This window comes from Burkholderia sp. SIMBA_051 (assembly GCF_046534915.1).
GTDB classification, from domain to species: domain Bacteria; phylum Pseudomonadota; class Gammaproteobacteria; order Burkholderiales; family Burkholderiaceae; genus Burkholderia; species Burkholderia ambifaria.
In genome coordinates this window covers 173,698-192,978 of the sequence record NZ_JAWRXS010000001.1, presented here as the reverse complement: position 1 = coordinate 192,978, position 19,281 = coordinate 173,698, and the positions used below count along the sequence as shown (strand labels likewise).

The 19,281-nt window shown below is 68.2% G+C and carries 12 protein-coding genes; 7 read left to right on the top strand and 5 right to left on the bottom strand.

Features of this window, described 5'->3' with window-relative positions; translation table 11 throughout:
• Window positions 1-10: 10 nt before the first annotated feature.
• From pgaA to SB771_RS00800, 4 genes are all read right to left on the bottom strand, one after another.
• Window positions 11-3,142, bottom strand: a complete 3,132-nt coding sequence (gene pgaA, locus SB771_RS00815; protein WP_175659436.1) for a poly-beta-1,6 N-acetyl-D-glucosamine export porin PgaA — start codon at window positions 3,140-3,142, stop codon at window positions 11-13.
• 105 nt (window positions 3,143-3,247) lie between these two features.
• Window positions 3,248-4,018 (bottom strand): hypothetical protein, encoded by a 771-nt coding sequence (locus SB771_RS00810; protein ID WP_175659435.1) that lies wholly within the window; start codon window positions 4,016-4,018, stop codon window positions 3,248-3,250.
• 85 nt (window positions 4,019-4,103) lie between these two features.
• On the bottom strand, window positions 4,104-4,544 hold the full coding sequence (locus SB771_RS00805) for a hypothetical protein (RefSeq protein ID WP_175659434.1): 441 nt from the start codon (window positions 4,542-4,544) through the stop codon (window positions 4,104-4,106).
• A gap of 684 nt (window positions 4,545-5,228) precedes the next feature.
• Window positions 5,229-6,221: a LysR substrate-binding domain-containing protein gene (locus SB771_RS00800; protein WP_175659433.1), complete on the bottom strand. Its 993-nt coding sequence runs from the start codon at window positions 6,219-6,221 to the stop codon at window positions 5,229-5,231.
• Between the two features lie 661 nt (window positions 6,222-6,882).
• Between SB771_RS00800 and SB771_RS00795 the strand changes: the two genes are divergently transcribed.
• The 7 genes from SB771_RS00795 to SB771_RS00765 all read left to right on the top strand — a co-directional run bounded on the left by SB771_RS00795 (window position 6,883) and on the right by SB771_RS00765 (window position 18,179).
• Complete coding sequence (locus tag SB771_RS00795; RefSeq protein ID WP_041491637.1) at window positions 6,883-8,298, top strand: circularly permuted type 2 ATP-grasp protein; 1,416 nt, start codon at window positions 6,883-6,885, stop codon at window positions 8,296-8,298.
• Window positions 8,299-8,362: 64 nt separating this feature from the next.
• Window positions 8,363-9,304 (top strand): alpha-E domain-containing protein, encoded by a 942-nt coding sequence (locus tag SB771_RS00790; RefSeq protein ID WP_011658544.1) that lies wholly within the window; start codon window positions 8,363-8,365, stop codon window positions 9,302-9,304.
• An 8-nt stretch (window positions 9,305-9,312) separates the two neighbouring features.
• On the top strand, window positions 9,313-10,323 hold the full coding sequence (locus tag SB771_RS00785) for a transglutaminase domain-containing protein (protein WP_175659432.1): 1,011 nt from the start codon (window positions 9,313-9,315) through the stop codon (window positions 10,321-10,323).
• Between the two features lie 93 nt (window positions 10,324-10,416).
• Window positions 10,417-13,851 (top strand): DUF2126 domain-containing protein, encoded by a 3,435-nt coding sequence (locus SB771_RS00780; protein WP_175659431.1) that lies wholly within the window; start codon window positions 10,417-10,419, stop codon window positions 13,849-13,851.
• A 212-nt stretch (window positions 13,852-14,063) separates the two neighbouring features.
• Entirely contained in the window at window positions 14,064-16,670 is a 2,607-nt protein-coding gene (locus SB771_RS00775; protein ID WP_175659761.1) for a circularly permuted type 2 ATP-grasp protein, read from the top strand.
• Window positions 16,664-17,722, top strand: coding sequence for a transglutaminase N-terminal domain-containing protein (locus SB771_RS00770; RefSeq protein ID WP_175659430.1), 1,059 nt, complete (start codon window positions 16,664-16,666; stop codon window positions 17,720-17,722). The genes SB771_RS00775 and SB771_RS00770 overlap by 7 nt, the downstream gene beginning before the upstream one ends.
• 184 nt (window positions 17,723-17,906) lie before the next feature.
• On the top strand, window positions 17,907-18,179 hold the full coding sequence (locus SB771_RS00765; RefSeq protein WP_060346405.1) for a hypothetical protein: 273 nt from the start codon (window positions 17,907-17,909) through the stop codon (window positions 18,177-18,179).
• 62 nt (window positions 18,180-18,241) lie between these two features.
• Here the strand turns inward: SB771_RS00765 and pip are convergent, their stop codons facing one another.
• Window positions 18,242-19,174, bottom strand: a complete 933-nt coding sequence (pip, locus tag SB771_RS00760) for a prolyl aminopeptidase (RefSeq protein ID WP_006760245.1) — start codon at window positions 19,172-19,174, stop codon at window positions 18,242-18,244.
• Window positions 19,175-19,281: the final 107 nt, after the last annotated feature.

Below are 19,281 nucleotides of genomic sequence, written 5' to 3'. Positions count from 1 at the left end.
GATCTCCTTGCTAGAACGGCAGGTTGAGCGACAGGAAGCCGGTTTCGGAGCGTTCGCGCTCGCCGTCGTACGCGTGGCTGCTGACCTCGACGCCGTAGCTCAGCGTGATGTCGTGCTTGAACGTCCACGCGTGCTCGAGCCGCGCGCTCCACAGCGCACTGGTGCCGAATCCGCGCTCGTTGTAAGCGCCGCCCGATACCGAGATGCGCTGCTGCAGCCCCATGTCGCCCTGCTTCCACAACGTCAGCTGGTGCATCACGGTCGCCGCGGCCGCATAGTCGCGGCTCGGGCTGAAGTACGGTGCGTCCCGGCGCGTATTGCTGCCGGTGCCGAGATCCAGCGATACGTTGACGAGCTGGTTGGCGGCCGTGTACACGCGCTGCGTGGCGGTCGCCGTGATTTCCTGATGCAGGTTCGAATCGCTGTAGCGGCTCACGCCATAGCTCAGCTTGACTTCGCGCCGGTCGTTCTGGCGATACACCACCGACACGTTCGCCGAGCGGCCCCAGATGTGCGCGGCATACGCTTTCCACGGCAGCGAGTTGTCGTTGCTGTCGAGCCCGCCGGAGACAGTCCAGTAGTCGTTCAGCGCATAGGCGATCGACCCGCGGCCGCCGGTTCGGCCGTCCCCGCCGAACGAGCGCGTGACTTCGCCGAGCACCGTCAGCGGCCCGTGCCGGTAGTCGCCGCCGATGCCCGTGCGGGTGCGGCTGAGGCTGCCGTTGTCGGTTTGCGCGTGGCCGAAGAACGTGTGCGAGAACACCCGCCAGTTGTCGCCGAACGGTTGCGAATAGATGTAGCTGTCGGACGTGAAGCTGTTGTCGGCCAGCGCGCTGTTGCCGTGCTCGAAGCTCAGGTCGGTCGTGAATATCGGGCTGCGGTAGGCCTTGTAGTCGCGCTTGAAGCTGCGCACGGCGCCGCTGTCGGGGAACGTGTTGTCCAGGGTCTGGTCGACGGTCTTCGCGCTTGCGTAGTCGTCCGCCGTGAGCGACGCGCGGCCCAGGCCCGCCAGCATCTCGACGCTGTCCGGGTGGTCGGCCAGCGACGCGCGATACATCGAGATCGCCTGGCGCGGATGCGCCTGGCCCGACACCGCGTCGGCGTGGGCGGCGCGAACCTCCGCGTTGAACGGCACCTCCTTCTCGAGTTGTTCGAGCGCGGCGATCCCTTCGTCGGCGTGACCCGTGAAGATCAGGTATTGCGCGCGCAGCCGGTAGTAGCGCAGATAGTCGCTTTCTCCCGGGCCGTAGTTGCGCACCTCCGTGGCCGGCGGCAGCGACTTGCCCATGTCGTCGAGCACCTGCTTCGCGTCCGCCGCGCGGGCCCGGTCGACGTACGACCAGAACAGCCCTTCGCGCAGTTCGATCGCGCGCGTGCGCGCACCGTACTGGAAGCCGCGCGTCGCGCGGTCCGTCGGCGACGCGGTCGCCTGATTCAGCGCACGCTGGTAGACGGCATTCGCCTTGCCCGGTTCGCTCAGGTACAGGTACGCGTCGCCGACGGCCGCCAGCGCGTCGATCGAGATCTCCGCGTCGGGCGGGATCGTCTCGAACGTCTTGACGGCCTTCGTCATGTCGCCGCGTGCCGCGAGGGCGATCGTGCGGTCGCCCGCGAGCGCCGTCCTGACGGGCGTGTACTCGGGTGTGGCCGGCATCCGCTGGTCGAGGTCGTCGGCCGCGCGCAGCGCGTTGTCGAGCCCGTCGAAGCGGTCCGAACTCGTCATCGCGCGCGACTTGTCGCGTCCGCCGCGCACCTGCTGGCGAATCGACAGTTCTTCCAGTTGCGCGATGTCGACGGCGGAGAACGCATCGGGCCGCATTTTCGCCTCGTCGATCGCCTTGACCGCGCCGCCGCTCGTCGCGAGGCCGAACACGTCCTTGCGCACGGTCTCGACGTCGGCGGTACGGAGATCCGGCGCCTCGGCGTTCGGCGTTTCGACGTCAGGGCCTTGCGAGCGTTGCATGGATTCGCCGGGTAGCTGGGCGCCGGGTGTCTGTGAACTCGGCCCTTGGGACGACGGCGATTGCGCACCCGGCATCTGCGTCACGGGCGCGGGCGAGTTCGGCATCGGCGTGCCGGATGCCTGAGCGGTTTGCGTCGGTGAATTCGGCGGCGTGGTGGTGGCGGTTTGCGTGGGCTCCGGCGGGGGGGCCGAGGGTTGCGCGCTCGTGGCAGGCGCCGACGCGGTGGATGCGGAGGGTTCGGATGTCGTCGCGGCGGTAGGCGCCGGTGTATCGGGCGGTTGGGTGCTGGTGGCCTGTGCAGGCGGCATCGGTGTGTCCTGCGTCTGTGCGATCGGTGCAGGTGTATTCGGCGGTGCGGTGTCGGATGCCTGCGTCGGTTGCATCGGCGCGTCCTGCATCTGTGCGGCCGGTGCCGGCGTGTTCACGGGTGTGGTGTCGGACGCCTGCGCGGGCGGCATCGGCGCGTCCGGCGTCTGTGCGATCGGTGCAGGTGTATTCAGCGGTGCGGTGTCGGACGCCTGCGCCGGTTGCATCGGCGCGTCCTGCATCTGGGCGATCGATGCAGGCGTATTCGGCGGTGCGGTGTCGGATGCCTGCGTCAGTTGCATCGGCGTGTCCTGCGTCTGTGCGATCGATGCAGGCGTATTCGGCGGTGAGGTGTCGGATGCCTGCGCCGGTTGCATAGGCGCGTCTGGCATCCGCGCGACCGGTGTCGCCGCGTTCGCAGGCGCGCTGTCGGACGCCTGCGCCAGTTGCCTCGGCCCGTCGGGCGTCGGCGCGACAGGTGTCGGCGGATCGGGGGGCTGCGCGCCCGGCGCCGGCTCGCCCGATTGCGGCGCTTCCGGCTCCACCACCACCGAGATCGGCATAGGCGATGCCTGAGCGATCTGCATCGACGCGTCGGACGCCAGCGCGATCGGCGTGGGCGCATGAGGAGGCAGCGTGCCCGAACCCTGGGCGGCCTGCATCGGCGCGCCCGTCGGCTGCAAGTCGGGCGGCAGCGCATCCCGCGCGCCGTGGGTCTTGGCGATTTCGCGCGCGCTGCCCGGTTCCGCGTCGCCTTCGGCGGCAAAGCAGGGCCCGGACGCGACGAGCAGCAACAGCAATGGCGCATGCAGGAGGATCCGCCGGTTGGACGGAGCGACGGTGGTGCATTGTTCTTTACGATTGTTAGCCACGGTATGTCCTCACTTCTTATTGATCACATCGGTTGCATGCCCGACGACGCTCGTCGCCCGCCATCACGCTGCCGGGTGGCGAGACCCGGCAGCGTGATGGCCGGCTCACAGGCGGTTACGGATCGCTTGTCCAAGCAGCGCGCGCGATTCGCTGTTCTTCGGGTCGATCGCGAGTGCCCGGCTCGCGTTTTGCTCCACGCAGTTCCATTGATCCATTTGTGCGCACGAGCGCGCCTTGGCCAGCGCGCGAGCGCCTTCCACCTCCGCGCGCGTGACGCTGGCGGCCTGCATGTGCGCCGAGTCCGCTGTATACGAATGCGGCTGAACGCTCGGCTCGGCGTCGGTGGATTTTTTCGTGCGCGCCAGCGCCTGCGAACGTGACGTCCGGTGCGCGTCGGTCGAGCGAGTGGAGCGCGCGCCGGCGGATGCGGCAGACGCGTTGGCCGCGAGCGTCGTGGATGACCCATGCGCGCGGCGCGTGTGTTTCGCGTTGGAACGGGCCGCCATTGGCGGCGGCACGGTGGGTCCGGCCGCCGCCGACACCACGGGCGCGGCCTCCGCCGCCGACGATTTACCCGGCGCGGCCTGTGCGACGGTCGATGCGGCCCCGGCGGACGCGGAGGGGCCGGACGCGTTGTCCGTTACGGCCACGATGGCGTCGCGAGACTTCTGGATGGCGGTGCCGACCACGCCGGCGATGTCGCGCGTCACGGTCGTGTGGGCTGCGTTGCCCATCCCCACGTCGCGCTCGACATACGCGAACGCACCGAAGATCGCGGCAAACGCGACGATGCTGAGGGCCGCACTCTTGCCCGGGCCCCAGGAGGGTTTCGGCTGACGGACCGGCGCGTCGTCCGGTCGCTCTGCGCGAGTCATTCCATGCTCCTCGTTTCGGTGGATAGCGGTGGATCGCGGTGAATGGCGCGATCGTGCGGTGTCGGCACGCGGATTCGGCAGGCGCTCACCATTTCAACTGCGTGGTGAGCGCGCCCGTTTCGACGATCGCGAACTGCGTCGCTCCCTGATAGGTGCCTTCGACCCGGTAACTGGCCTCGGGCACGCTGAACAGACAGCGCGGCCCCGTGGCCTTGAATTCCAGCAGCACGCGGCCGTGTCGCCGCAGCCGGACCTGCACGTTGGATAGCGGCTGACCGGTGCTGCCCGCGACAAACGACACACCGAGGTTGTACGGACGGCCGTCGGGGGGAAGCGGCGCCGTACCGTCGATTCGTGCATCACCGCAGATGTACGAAATCACGTATCGCTCCGGGCCTGAGCCGGACGCGGGCATCTCGGTTTGGGTTTGGGTTTGGCCCTGGGCCACGGCGTCGACGCAGAGCGCGAATACGACGACGAGGCCGAGCAACGGCCGAGCATGCTGTTTAAACGACGAGGAAGACATTGCCACCTCCATCCGGAATCAATGACAACGCATTTATTCCGAGTCGAAATTATATGCGTGCTTTTACGACATGCTATTGATACACGATGGGTTTTCAACAAACAATTGTGTGTAGCCCGCACGACACGCCGTTTAAAATGTCTTATTTAAATAGGATTGGCATTTATTCGACGAATCCTTAAAATCATAATAAAGTCGATGTTGCCGGACATGAAATTTGCTCGACGGTAGCGATGAGCCATGCGGAAACTTACGACGTAAGAGGTACCGGAATTTGTACCGAAAAATAACGACTGATAAAAGAACGTTTTGCCTCTGTATTCGAGGCATTTCCATGACATCGGTACAAATGGCGTGAAAATAGAAAAAGAGGGTGCGACGGTATTGGCATGAATCGTCGTTCCATGCAAATCGAAACTTTTATTGTGATCTGTAACAGGGTATTTCCGCTGTTGAAACCGGAAAGTTATTCGGGATCAGGTATTTCTGATAGAAAGAAATGCAGTCCGGACTCGCAAACGTTTGGCTATTTAACTCGCTTGAGCAAGCGTGCGATATTCGCATCGACACTCCGTGCAGGAGCGGAAAATGCGGGCGGCCGACGCCGTTGGGATGACGGCGCGACGCGCGGTTATCCGCGCATCGTGCGCCGACGAGTCAGGCGATGAGTGACGGGGAAGGACGTTATCGGCTGCCGCCGACGCTGCGGCGAGCGATGCGCACGGCCGGTGCGACCGGCTCCGCCGCGAGCGGGCCGTCGGCCGCGGTGCGCGGCCGGTTCATGATGTAGGTCCACAGCTGTTCGGCCGCGAGCCCGCGCTTGCGCGCGGAACGGTACAGGCGGATCTCGAGCTCGGTGATCCAGTCCGCCGAGCCTGCCCGCACGAGCGAACCTTCCGCGAGTTCCTTCGCCACGCAGCTTTCGGGCAGCCAGCCGATCCCGTGCCCGGCCACGACCATCCCCTTGAGCGCCTCGGACATGTGCGTCTCGAAGCAGCGGTGCAGCGCATACGATTCTGACGCGTTCAGCAGCAGCATCTCGACCACGTTCCCGAGGAACGCGCCCGACGAATACGCGAGCAGCGGCAGCGGCGCGTCCGCCGTGCCCGGCAGTTCGAATACCGGCCGGCCGTGCGCGTCGGGCGTCGACACCGGCAGGATCCGCTCGACGCCGAGCGTGACGAACGGGAAGTGGTTCGGATCGAGCACGATCGGCAGTTGCGGATGGTGATAGCCGAGCAGCAGGTCGCACTCACCTTCGACCAGTTGCTGCACGCCTTCCGGTACGTTCACCGCATTCACGCGCGCGGTCACATGGCCGACTTCGCCGTTTAACTGCTTGAGCCATTCGGGGAACAGCGTGAACACGAGCGTATGCGCGACCGCGAAGCGCACGACCTGGTCGCTGGCCGCGAACTGGTCGTAGCCGTTCACGAGGTTGCGCGCCGCATACATGCTGCGCAGGATGTCCGCGGCCAGCCCGCGGAACATCTGCCCGGCCGGCGTCAGCGTGATGGGGTTGATGCTGCGGTCGACCAGCTTCGCGTCCATCCACGTTTCGAGCGCGGCGATTCGTCTGCTGAACGCCGACTGCGTGAGGTGCCGATGACGCGCGGCCCGGGAAAAGCTCTTGGTATCCGCAAGGCTCAGGAAATCTTCCAGCCACTTCGCTTCCATTTCGATCTTCGCTTGTTATGGTCGGGCGCCCACAGGGGCGGCGGCGCCGTTTCGCTGCACGAACCTTCTAGCCTACCGCGCCTCGCGCGCCGGCAGCCGATGTTTTTTTTCGATCGGTGTCAGTCGAAATATGCATGAGCATTGTCGGCGGCATTACGGCTGCATAAGTTTGAGGCGCCGGACCCGGCTAACCAGTTAGTTCACCGCGTCGAACGCTGGTGCGGCCGCAGACGGTACTTCCCCAGGGCCGGCCTGCGCAGGTTGCGTGGCCGGCCCGCTTTCCCGCGAGCGGTTGCGCCGCGCCATCCTGCTCGGCGAACAGGGGCGGGAAATCGAGGCGCCCAAGGCCATGGCGAGCGGTGCGGGGCACAATTCACCACGACGGGCACAACCGGCACCGGCGCCCATTTGGTGCAGTGCAGATTGCGCATTCATGACACGCGGGGGAACTATGTTCGACTGGCGCGCGCGATCGCGGCGCGTCGATGCGGCGGAGAGAGCCGTCGCTGCACCGTCGTGGTGCGTCATGGCGCACGAGCGTGCGCGCGGCGGCGCCAAAAGGGGGGAATCGAGCGGATAGCGCAAGGCACGTTCCTTGCAAAGAAGTGAGTACGCCGGTCCGGCATGCGCAATGCCGGGGAGAACGATGGAGAACAATTCGATGAAACCGTTCGATGAAATGCTGCAATCCGGCGACATGGTGAGACCGCCTTACGCGCGCCTCAAGCAGTGGCTCGACACGCAGAACCCAGCAAGCCTCGCCCAGAAGGCCCACGACGCCGAAGGGGTGTTCCGCAGGACGGGCATCACGTTCGCCGTGTACGGCGACGCGCAGGCCGCCGAGCGGCTGATTCCGTTCGACATCGTGCCGCGCATCATCTCGGGCGCGGAATGGAGCCGCCTGTCGCTCGGCATCGAGCAGCGCGTGATGGCGCTCAATGCGTTCCTCGACGATATCTACCACCGCCAGGAAATCGTCCGCGCGGGCATCGTGCCGAAGCACCTGATCGCACACAACGAGGCGTTCATCCCGGAAATGATCGATTTCCGGCCGCCCGGGAACGTTTACACGCACATCATCGGCGTCGACATCGTGCGCACCAGCGAGAACGAATTCTATGTGCTGGAGGACAACGCGCGCACGCCGTCGGGCGTGTCGTACATGCTGGAAAACCGCGAAACGATGATGCAGCTCTTCCCGGAGCTGTTCCAGCAGGTCAAGGTGCGCCCGGTCGAGACCTATCCGCAGATGCTGCGGCAATCGCTCGCGGCCGTGTGCCCGCCGGGCGGCAACGCCGACAACCCGACCATCGCCGTGCTCACGCCCGGCATCCACAATTCCGCGTACTACGAACATTCGTTCCTCGCCGACCAGATGGGCGTGCACCTCGTCGAGGGCAGCGACCTGCAGGTGGTCGACGGCCGCGTCGCGATGCGCACGACCGAAGGCTTCCGGCAGATCGACGTGCTGTACCGCCGCGTCGACGACGCGTTCCTCGATCCGCTCACGTTCCGCCCCGACTCGGTGCTCGGCGTGGCCGGGATCATGGATGTCTACCGCGCCGGCAACATCACGATCGCGAACGCGCCGGGCACCGGCATCGCCGACGACAAGGCGATCTACTCGTACATGCCGGAGATCGTCGAGTTCTACACCGGCCGCAAGGCGTTGCTGGAGAACGTGCCGACCTGGCGCTGCGGCGAAGCCGACAGCCTGAAATACGTGCTCGACCATCTCGACGAACTGGTCGTGAAGGAAGTGCACGGCTCGGGCGGCTACGGGATGCTGGTCGGGCCGTGCGCGTCGAAGGCCGAACTCGAGGCGTTCGCCGCGAAGCTGCGCGCGCGACCCGCGAACTACATCGCGCAACCCACGCTGGCGTTGTCCACGACGCCGATCCTGACCGAAGCCGGCCTCGCGCCGCGCCACGTCGACCTGCGGCCGTTCGTGCTGGTGTCGGACCGGATCCGCATCACGCCGGGCGGGCTCACGCGCGTCGCGCTGCAGGAAGGATCGCTCGTCGTCAACTCGAGCCAGGGCGGCGGCACCAAGGACACCTGGGTGCTCGCCGACTGAGCCGGGCACGACCGCGCGCGCCGCAGCCGGCGCGCGAACCGAACGAAGACGGAGTGGACACGAGATGCTTCTGGGACGAACTGCGAGCGGGCTCTACTGGATGTACCGCTATATCGAACGCGCGGAGAACATCGCGCGCATCGTCGATGCCGGGCTGCGGATGGCGCTCACGCGCACGGCCGACGCGCCGGCCGAATGGTCGTCGGTGCTGGTCAGCTCGGGCGCGGACGACGGCTATCGTCAGAAGTACGACGCATATGCCGCCGATACCGTGACCGACTACCTGCTGCGCGATCGCGACAACCCGTCGAGCGTGCTGTCGTGCATCGAGGCCGCGCGCTCGAACGCGCGGATGGTGCGCACGGCGCTCACCCGCGAGGCGTGGGAGAGCGTGAACGGCGCGTGGCTCGCGCTGCGCCGCGCGCTTGCGGAGCCGGTGCCGGAGAGCGGGCTGCCGGCGGTGCTCGACGAAGTGAAGCGCGAAACCGCGCTGATCCTCGGCAGCTTTTACAGCACGATGCTGCGCAACGAGATCTTCGATTTCGCGCAGATCGGCGCGTTCGTCGAGCGCGCGGACAACACCGCGCGGATCATCGACGTGAAATATCACCTGCTGCTGCCGTCGGTGTCGCACGTCGGCACGATCCTCGACAACTACCAGTGGGAGACGATCCTGCGCTGCGTGGCCGCGCATCGTTCGTACCGCTGGGTGTACGACGTGCAGTACAAGCCGATGAACATCGCCGACTACCTGATCCTGAACGGCCGCATGCCGCGTTCGCTGCGCTATTGCTACGGGCGCGTCGTGTCGAGCCTGAACCTGCTCGCGAAGGATTACGGCGTGACACACCCGTGTCACGACACGGCCGCGAAGATCCTGCAGATGCTGTCCGACACCTCGGTCGAGCGGATCTTCAAGAGCGGCCTGCACGAGTTCCTGACCGACTTCATCGGCCGCAACAACAGCCTCGGCGCCGATATCGCCCAGGCCTACAACTTCGACTGAGACTTGCCATGCGACTCGCCATCCGACACATCTCGCGTTATCAGTTCGACGATCAAGCCACCCACGCGCTGCAACGGCTGCGGCTGCGCCCGCAATCGGGGCCCGGGCAGACGGTGCGCGCGTGGCAGGTCACGATCGACGGCGTCGAGCCGACCTTGTCCTATGCGGACGGCTTCGGCAACCGGATCGATCTCGTGCGCCACGACCCCGGCGCGAAGAACGAGATCGTCGTGGTCGCGGCCGGCGTCGTCGAGACGCAGGACCGTGCGGGCATTCTCGGCAACTCCGAGGGCTATGCGCCGCCGTGGATCTTCGAGCGCGAGACCGCGCTCACGAAGGCCGGCGACACCGTGCGCGAGCTCGCGCAGGCGCTGCCGATCGAGCCGCACAGCCTCGATGCGCTGCACTGGCTGATGACGGAAGTGCACGATCGCATCGCGTACGCGCCGACCCTGGCCGACGCGCCGGTCGACGCGGAAACCGCGCTGCAAAACGGCGAGGGCACGAGCCGCGACCATGCGCATGCGTTCATCGCGGCCGCGCGCGTGCTGAAGATTCCCGCGCGCTATATCTCGGGCTACGTGCTCGCCGACAGCGCGATGCAGCGCATCGCCGACGCGAAGCAGAGCGTGAGCGACGAGAACCAGGAGGAAGCGCTCGCGCTGCAGAGCGGCGAGGGGATGGAGCAGGCGCTTGGCGCGTCGCATGCCGCGCAGTCGCAATCCCAGTCGCAGTCGCAGGGGCAGTCACAGTCGCAGGGGCTGCAGCAGCCGGCGCTCGGCGCGCAGCCGCAAGCGGCCGCGCTGATGCAGCAGCCGGCAGGCCACGCGTGGGCCGAGGCCTATGTCGAAGGGCTCGGCTGGGTCGGCTTCGATCCGTTCATGAACCGCTGCCCGGACGAGCGCTACGTGCGCATCGCGGTCGGCCTCGACCATCGCGACGCGCAGCCGGTGACAGGAGTCGGCGCGCGCGCCGTCGGCGTCGAAATCAGCGTCGTGCAGTCGCCGGAACTGGTCTGACGCGCCCCTTCGCCGAATTCGCCGTGCCGTGCCGCCGCAGCGACGGCGACGCGGCGTGCGCGGCCGGCCCAACCCGAACCGAGCGGCTCCCCCATGCCCATCCACGTCGCGCTGCATCACACCACCCGCTACCGTTACGACCGGCCCGTCAATCTCGGGCCGCAGATCGTGCGGCTGCGGCCCGCGCCGCACTGCCGGACGCCGATCATCGCGTATTCGATGACGGTCGAGCCCGCCGAGCACTTCATCAACTGGCAGCAGGACCCGTTTTCGAACTATCTCGCGCGGCTCGTGTTTCCGGAGCGCACCGAACACTTCGAGATCACGATCGATCTCGTCGCCGAAATGTCGGTGTACAACCCGTTCGACTTCTTTCTCGAAGCGAGCGCGGAGCAATACCCGTTCAGCTATGACGATGCGCTGAAGACCGAACTCGCGCCGTACCTCGCGTGCGATCCGGCCACGAGCGACGCACCGCGGTTCCGCGCGTATCTCGACAGCGTCGACCGCACGCCGGCCGGCACCACGAACTTCCTCGTTGCGCTGAACCAGCAGCTGCAGCGCGACATCGGCTATCTCGTGCGCATGGAGCCGGGCGTGCAGACGCCCGAGCAGACGCTCGAGCTTGCGTCCGGGTCGTGCCGCGACAGTGCATGGCTGCTCGTGCAGCTGTGCCGGCATCTCGGCATCGCCGCGCGCTTCGCGTCCGGCTACCTGATCCAGCTCACGCCCGACGTGAAGGCGCTCGACGGCCCGAGCGGCACGTCGGTCGACTTCACCGACCTGCACGCCTGGTGCGAGGTCTATCTGCCGGGCGCCGGCTGGATCGGCTTCGATCCGACGTCGGGCCTGCTCGCCGGCGAAGGACATATTCCGCTCGCATGCACGCCGCAGCCGACCAGCGCCGCACCGGTCGAAGGGCTGATCGACGAATGCGAGGTGTCGTTCGAGCACGAGATGGCGGTGACGCGCGTGTACGAATCGCCGCGCGTGACGAAGCCGTATACCGAGTCGCAATGGGATGCCGTGCGCACGCTCGGCACGCAGGTCGACGGCGCGCTGACGGCCGGCGACGTGCGGCTGACGCAAGGCGGCGAGCCGACCTTCGTGTCGATCGACGATCGCGACGGCGCCGAGTGGAACACCGATGCGCTCGGCCCGACCAAGCGCGGCTACGCAACCGAACTCGTGCAGCGGCTGCGCGCCGAATACGGCGAAGGCGGCTTCCTGCATTTCGGGCAGGGCAAGTGGTATCCGGGCGAGCAGTTGCCGCGCTGGGCGCTGTCGATCTTCTGGCGGGCCGACGGCCAGCCCGTGTGGCAGGATCCGTCGCTGTTCGCCGACGAGCGCGAGCCGTCCGCGCTGACGACCGACGACGCGAAGCGCTTCATCGACGCGCTGGCCGCGCGCCTCGGCCTGACCCACGAATTCGTGCAGCCCGGCTACGAGGACGTCTGGTACTACCTGTGGCGCGAGCGCCGGCTGCCCGTCAACGTCGATCCGTTCGATTCGCGCCTCGACGACGAACTCGAACGCGCGCGGCTGCGCAAGGTGTTCGATCAGAAGCTCGACAGCGTGGTCGGCTACGTGCTGCCGCTCAAGTGCGCGGACGACGAGTCGGGGAGCGAGCGGTCTGGCCTCGATGGTCCGCGCTGGCAGACGGGCCCGTGGTTCTTCCGCGACGAGCGGATGTATCTCGTGCCCGGCGATTCGCCGATGGGCTACCGGCTGCCGCTCGATTCGCTGCCGTGGGTCACCGGCGCCGACTATCCGTACCTGGTCGAACGCGATCCGTTCGCGCCGCGCGCCGCGCTGCCGGACGCGACCGCGTTCCGTGCGCGTCACGTGGGCACGGCCGACGCGCCGCGCTATCTCGCCGGCGCGCATCGCGAAGCGCCCACGCAAACGGTCATGCAGTGGCGCGGCGACGGCACCGACGCAGCCGGACGGCACGCGCCCGGCCTGCAGGACCCGCAGCGCCGCCCCGAGCGCTTCGAATCGGCCGGATGGATCACGCGCAGCGCGCTGTGCGCCGAAGTGCGCAAAGGCATCTTGTACGTGTTCATGCCGCCGCTCGCCGCGCTCGAGGATTATCTCGACCTGCTCGCGGCGATCGAGCTGACCGCGCACGCGATCGGCGTGAAGCTCGTGCTCGAAGGCTATCCGCCGCCGCGCGATGCGCGGCTCAAGCTGCTGCAGGTCACGCCCGATCCCGGCGTGATCGAGGTGAACATCCATCCGGCCAGGAGCTTCGACGAACTCGTCGAGCAGACCGAATTCCTGTACGACGCCGCGTGGCAGTCGCGCCTGTCCAGCGAGAAATTCATGGTCGATGGCCGGCACGTCGGCACGGGCGGCGGCAACCACTTCGTGCTCGGCGGCGCGACGCCGGCCGACAGCCCGTTCCTGCGCCGCCCGGATCTGCTCGCGAGCCTGATCGCTTACTGGCACAACCATCCGTCGCTGTCGTACCTGTTCTCCGGGTTGTTCATCGGCCCGACGAGCCAGGCGCCGCGCGTCGACGAGGCGCGCAACGACCAGCTCTACGAGCTCGACATCGCGTTCGCGGAAATCCAGCGCAACAAGCTGCTGTACGGGCAGGACATGCCGCCGTGGCTCGTCGACCGCGTGCTGCGCAACCTGCTGATCGACGTGACCGGCAACACGCACCGCAGCGAGTTCTGCATCGACAAGCTGTATTCGCCCGATTCGTCGACCGGCCGGCTCGGCCTGCTCGAACTGCGCGCGTTCGAGATGCCGCCGCATGCGCGGATGAGCATCGTGCAGCAACTGCTGCTGCGCGCGCTGGTCGCGCGTTTCTGGGCCGCGCCGTACACGACGCCGCTCACGCGCTGGGGCACCGCGCTGCACGACCGCTTCATGCTGCCCGCGTTCCTGAAAATGGATTTCGACGACGTGCTGGCCGAGCTGCGCGACGCCGGCTTCGGGTTCGATCCGGCGTGGTTCGCGCCGCACTTCGAGTTCCGCTTCCCGCTGTTCGGCCAGATCGCGGTGAACGGGATGGAACTGTCGCTGCGCGGTGCGCTGGAGCCGTGGCACGTGATGGGCGAGGAGGGCGCGCCCGGCGGCACGGTGCGCTACGTCGATTCGTCGGTCGAACGGCTCGAAGTGCGCGTGACGGGGCTGAACGACAACCGGCACGTCGTGACCGTCAACGGCCGCCCGCTGCCGCTGCAGCCGACCGGCACCGTCGGCGAATATGTCGCGGGCGTGCGCTACAAGGCGTGGGCGCCGCCGTCGGCGCTGCATCCGACCATCGGCGTGCACGCGCCGCTCACGTTCGACATCGTCGACACGTGGCTGCAGCGCTCGCTCGGCGGCTGCCGGTATCACGTCACGCATCCGGGCGGCCGCAACTATGCGACGTTCCCGGTCAATGCGTACGAGGCCGAAAGCCGCCGGCTCACGCGTTTCGTCGAGATGGGACACACGCCGGGACGGATGATGGCATCGGCCGCCGCGCCGAGCCGCGAATTCCCGTTCACGCTCGACCTGCGGCGGCCCTGAGCGCCGGATGAACGGACCGACGACGATGCGCGGTTCGCGACCTCCCGGCGCGCCGGCCGGAGTGCTAGGATGCGGGCAGGCCGCGGCTGCCCGCCGCGTCCGCCGTGCCCGGCCGCCGCTGCGGCGGCGCGCGGGCACGGCCGCACCCTGACGACGGAACGATACCGACCGTGCCGCTCATTCACCCCGACAATCTCGCCGACGCCGACGCGATGCCCACGCTTTTCGATACCGGCGCGCAGCCGGACGCCGCGGAACTGGCCGCCGCGCTTGCGGCGCCGGCCGCGGCCGGCCGCTACGACGAACTGCGCGGCAGTGCCGCCGGCCTCACCGCGCCGCTGCTCGCGCCCGCATGGCGCAGCTTCTTCACGTCGATCGGCCCCGACGGCGTGGCCGACCTCGACCGCCGCGCCGACGCGTTGCAACGACGCATGCGCGAGAACGGCCTGTTCTACCAGCTCCACGAGCAACGCGCGGGCGACGGCGCGGCCGGCCCCTGGTCGCTCGACCTGCTGCCGCTGATCGTCACGCCCGAGGACTGGGTCGCGATCGAGCGCGGCGTGCTGCAGCGCGTGCGGCTGCTGAACGCGACCATGGCCGACCTGTACGGCCCGCAGACGATCCTGGAACGCGGGCTGCTGCCGCCCGCGCTCGTCACCGGCCACCCGGGCTACCTGCGCGCGATGCGCGGCGCGCGCGTGCCGGGCGACACATGGCTGCACATCGTTGCGTTCGATCTCGCGCGCGGCCCCGACGGGCAATGGCGGATCGTCGCGCAGCACACGCAGGGCCCGTCCGGGCTCGGTTATCTGCTCGAAAACCGCCTGATCGTGTCACGGCTCTTTCCGCGCGGCTTTCGCGGGCTGCGCGTGCAGCGGCTCGCGTCCGCGTACCGGTCGCTACTGCAGAGCATGCAGACGCTCAGCCCGGCCAGCAAGAATTCGCGGATCGTGCTGCTGACGCCGGGGCCGCACAGCGCGACCTACTTCGAGCATGCGTATCTCGCGCGCTATCTCGGTCTCACGCTCGTCGAGGGCGGTGACCTGACCGCGCGCGACAACCACGTATTCCTGAAGACGCTGCGCGGGCTCGAGCCCGTGCACGGGATCCTGCGGCGCGTCGACGACGCATGGCTCGATCCGCTCGAACTGCGGCCGGATTCGATGCTCGGCGTGCCGGGGCTGCTGCAGGCCGTGCGCGCGGGCAACGTGCTGCTCGCGAACGCGCCGGGTTCGGGCTTCCTCGAATCGCCGGGCATGCTCGGCTTCATGCCGCGCCTCGCGGAAGCGCTGCTCGGCGAAACGCTGACGCTGCCCGCCGTGCATTCGTGGTGGTGCGGCGAGGCCGCCGCGTGCAACGACGCGCTGCCGCAGCTCGCGCGCAGCATCGTGAAACCGTCGTATCCGCCCGACGCTCAGGCCGGCGGCGGGTTCGATCCGGTGATCGGCGCGCGGCTCACGCCGGCGCAGCTGGCCGAGTGGCGTGCGCGGATCCTCGCCCGGCCCGAACATTACACGGTGCAGGCAGACCTGCCTTTGTCGCAGGCGCCGACCTGGCCGGGGCGCGACGCGCCCGACGGTAACGGCGGCGCGCGCATCGTGCCGAAACCGCTGCTGCTGCGTGTGTTCGCGCTCGCCGACGGCGCGCAGCGCTGGCGGCTCCTGCCGGGCGGCCTGTCGCGGGTCGGCACGCGCGATACGCTGTTCAACGCGCCGATGCCGCGCGGCGGCAGCACCGTCGATACATGGGTGATGACCGAAGGCATCGTCGATTCGACGACGCTGCTGCAGACCCGTCTCGGCCCCGACGATCTCGTCGAGCACCCGCGCGCGATCGCGAGCCGCGCGGCCGAGAACCTGTTCTGGCTCGGCCGCTACACCGAGCGCGCGACCAGCCTGATGCGTCTCGCGCGCGCCGCGCTGGAACGGCTGCGCGGCGAGGACGACGTCGACAGTCCCGCGCATCTGGAGCTGATCGACACGCTGTGCCGCGACACGGGGCTGATCGCGTCCGACGCGCCGAACGCCGTCGATGCGCCGCGTGCGTTCCAGCACGCGCTCGCGACGTCGCTCACGCGCGGCGCGGACCGCACGTCCGGCATCGCGTCCTGCCTGTTCGGGATGCGCGGCGCCGCCGCCGCGATCCGCGAGCGGCTGTCGAGCGATCAGTGGCGGCTGATCGACGACGCGACGCAATTGTTCGCCGACAGCGCCGACCATCCGGAAGCTGAAGAACAGATCGGCAACGAGGCGCTGCAACTGCTGGAGCGGCTGGGGCTGCTGCTCGGCGCGATCACCGGCGCGCAGACCGACAACATGACACGCGACGACGGCTGGCGGCTGCTGTCGATCGGCCGGCAGATCGAGCGGCTGGACTTCCTGTGCAGCGTGCTGAAGTTCGCGTTCGACGAGGGCGCCGTGCACCGGCAGGACGGCTTCGAGCTCGTGCTCGAACTGTTCGACAGCACGATCACGTTCCGCTCGCGGTTCCAGCGCGGCTTCGACGTCGCGCCGCTCCTGTCGCTCGTCGTGCTCGACACCGACAACCCGCGCTCGCTCGGCTGGGTCGTGCAGGCGCTGCGCGGCCGGCTGACGAAGGTCGAGCGCAGCGAAGGCTATGCGCTGTCCGAACTCGCCGAGACGATTCCGGACGTGCCCGCGTGGTCACTGCACGAATTGTGCGAAACCGGCGACGACGGCCGGCACGACAAGCTGCTCGAGGCGCTCGACACGACCGTGAAGGCGGTGTGGGAATTGTCGAACCGGATCGGCGAGCGCTATTTCAGTCATGTGCGCGACGCGGGCAGGACGCTATGGTGACGACGAAACATGCGGCGAAGATGTCGCCTGCGCCGGCTTCCGGCAGCGCGAAGGACGTGCCGGCGGCGACGCCAGCAACACCCGCCACGCCGACCACCGTCGCGCCCGGTCGCGTGCTGCGCGTGACGCACGACACCGAATACCGCTACGCGGCGCGCGTCGAATCCGCGCAGCACCAGGCGCGGCTGCAGCCGCTCGCGACGCCGCGCCAACAGGTGCAGTCGTTCGCGCTCGACATCGAGCCCGCCCCGGAGTCGGTCTGCACCGAGATCGATGCGTTCGGCAACGCGCGCGCGTCGTTCGCGCTGAACCAGCCTCACGATGCGCTGCTCGTCCGCAGCCGCAGCACGGTGCGCGTGAGCGCGCCCGTCTGGTCGCTGGGTGCCCGCGGCGCACCGCCACCCGCGATCGCGAACCCCGACGCCGAGCATGCAATGGCGTGGGAAGCCGTGCGCGAGCGCTTGCAGTTTCGTGCGGGGCAGCCCTACGACGCGGCGAGCGAGTTCGTGTTCGCGTCGCCGCATGTGGCGTGCGATCCCGAACTGGCCGCGTATGCGGCCGCGAGCTTCACGCCGGGGCGGCCGCTCGTGCAGGCCGCGTGGGACCTGATGCGGCGGGTTCACGCCGATTTCGCGTATACGCCGAACAGCACCGACATCACGACGACCGCGCTCGATGCGTTGCGCTTGCGCAAGGGCGTCTGCCAGGATTTCGCGCACGTGATGATCGGCGCGCTGCGCTCGCTCGGGCTCGCCGCGCGCTACGTGAGCGGGTATCTGCTGACCCAGCCGCCGCCCGGCCAGCCGCGGCTGATCGGCGCGGATGCGTCGCATGCCTGGATCGACGTGTACGACCCGGCATGGCCCGAAGATGGCGGCTGGCTGCAACTCGACCCCACCAACGACCGTGCGCCGGGTGACGACTACGTGATGCTGTCGATCGGCCGCGACTATGCGGACGTGACGCCGTTGCGCGGCGTGATTCGCGGCGGCGGCGCGGATCAGGAGTTGAAGGTCGGCGTGACGGTCGAGCCGCTCGACGAAGCGTCGTGATGCGCGGTGATCGGCCTGACGCACCGCTCGCCGGCCGTTTAAGTCTTCGTTAATACTGCCCGCCTAGCATGATGGTGCCGGCGAACGGATCGGACCCGGTCCGGCGCCGGCGGCACGCGCGGGTGCGTCGACGTCACGGCGCCGCGCCGTCGCGCGCAGCCATTCCCTTGCAACGGCGGCAGAAATGATCAAGAACTTCGACTACCCGCTCGGCAACGAGACGATCGCGCTCTGCGCGAGCTTCGGCGCGGGCCCTGCGTTCCGCCGCGTGCTCGTGAGCCGCGCGGATTCGATGGAGACGCTGGTGGTGCTCGACGCGCGCGGCCTGTCCGGCCTGCTGAAGGTGGCGACCGAGGAGCCGGAAGGGCTGCTCGACGATGCGATCCGCAAGGTCGGGGACGAACAGCTCGTCGAGCGCGCGATCAGCGGCCGGACGATCGTCGAAGCCGCGTTGTGAGCGGGGCGGCGCGTGCAGGCCGTGCCTGATGCGGCGCGCCGCGCCGTTTTGCGTGGAGTCGTTTACGCGGCGAACCGGTCCGTTGCGGCGAGCAGTGCCTTCAGGATGCCCGGTTCGTTGTACGCGTGCCCGGCGTCCGGCACGATTTCGAACGTCGCGTCCGGCCACGCTTTCGCGAGATCCCACGCGGTGCGTGCGGGTGTCGCGATGTCGTAGCGGCCCTGGACGATCACGCCCGGAATGCCGGCGAGGCGATGCGCGTCGCGCAGCAACTGGCCTTCGTCGACGAACCCGCGATTCACGAAATAGTGGTTTTCGATCCGCGCGAACGCGAGCGCATAGCGGCCGTCCGCGAAGTGCTCGGCCAGCGCCGGATCGGGCAGCAGCGTGATCGTGCGGCCTTCCCACAGGCTCCACGCACGCGCGGCTTCGAGCTTCGCGGCTTCGTCGTCGCCCGTCAGCCGGCGATGGTACGCGGCCATCAGGTCACCGCGCTCCGCTTCCGGAATCGGTGCGAGGAATTCTTCCCAAAGGTCCGGGAACAGCCACGACGCGCCTTCCTGGTAGTACCACAGCAACTCCGCGCGACGCATCGTGAAGATGCCGCGCACGACGAGCGCGCTCACGCGTTGCGGGTGTGTTTGCGCGTAGGCGAGGGCGAGCGCGCTGCCCCATGAACCGCCGAACACGAGCCATTGTTCCGCGCCCGTCATCTCGCGCAGCCGCTCGATGTCGGCCACCAGGTCCCAGGTCGTGTTGTTGTCGAGGCTGGCATGCGGCGTCGAGCGCCCGCAGCCGCGCTGGTCGAACAGCAGGATGTCGTAACGCTCGGGATCGAACAGGCGGCGATGGTCGGGGCTGCAGCCCGCGCCCGGGCCGCCGTGCAGGAACACCGCCGGCTTGCCGGACGGGTTGCCGCAGCGCTCCCAGTAGATGTGGTGGCCGTCGCCGGTGTCGAGGTGGCCGTGGGCGTAGGGTTCGATCGGTGGGTACACAGGCAGGGCTCCGGGTGAGGGTCGACAGGACGGCGGGACGACGCGCGCGGGATGCGGCGGAATACGGCAACGCCGCGCGCGGATTGCGGCGCCGCAAGGTTCGTTGT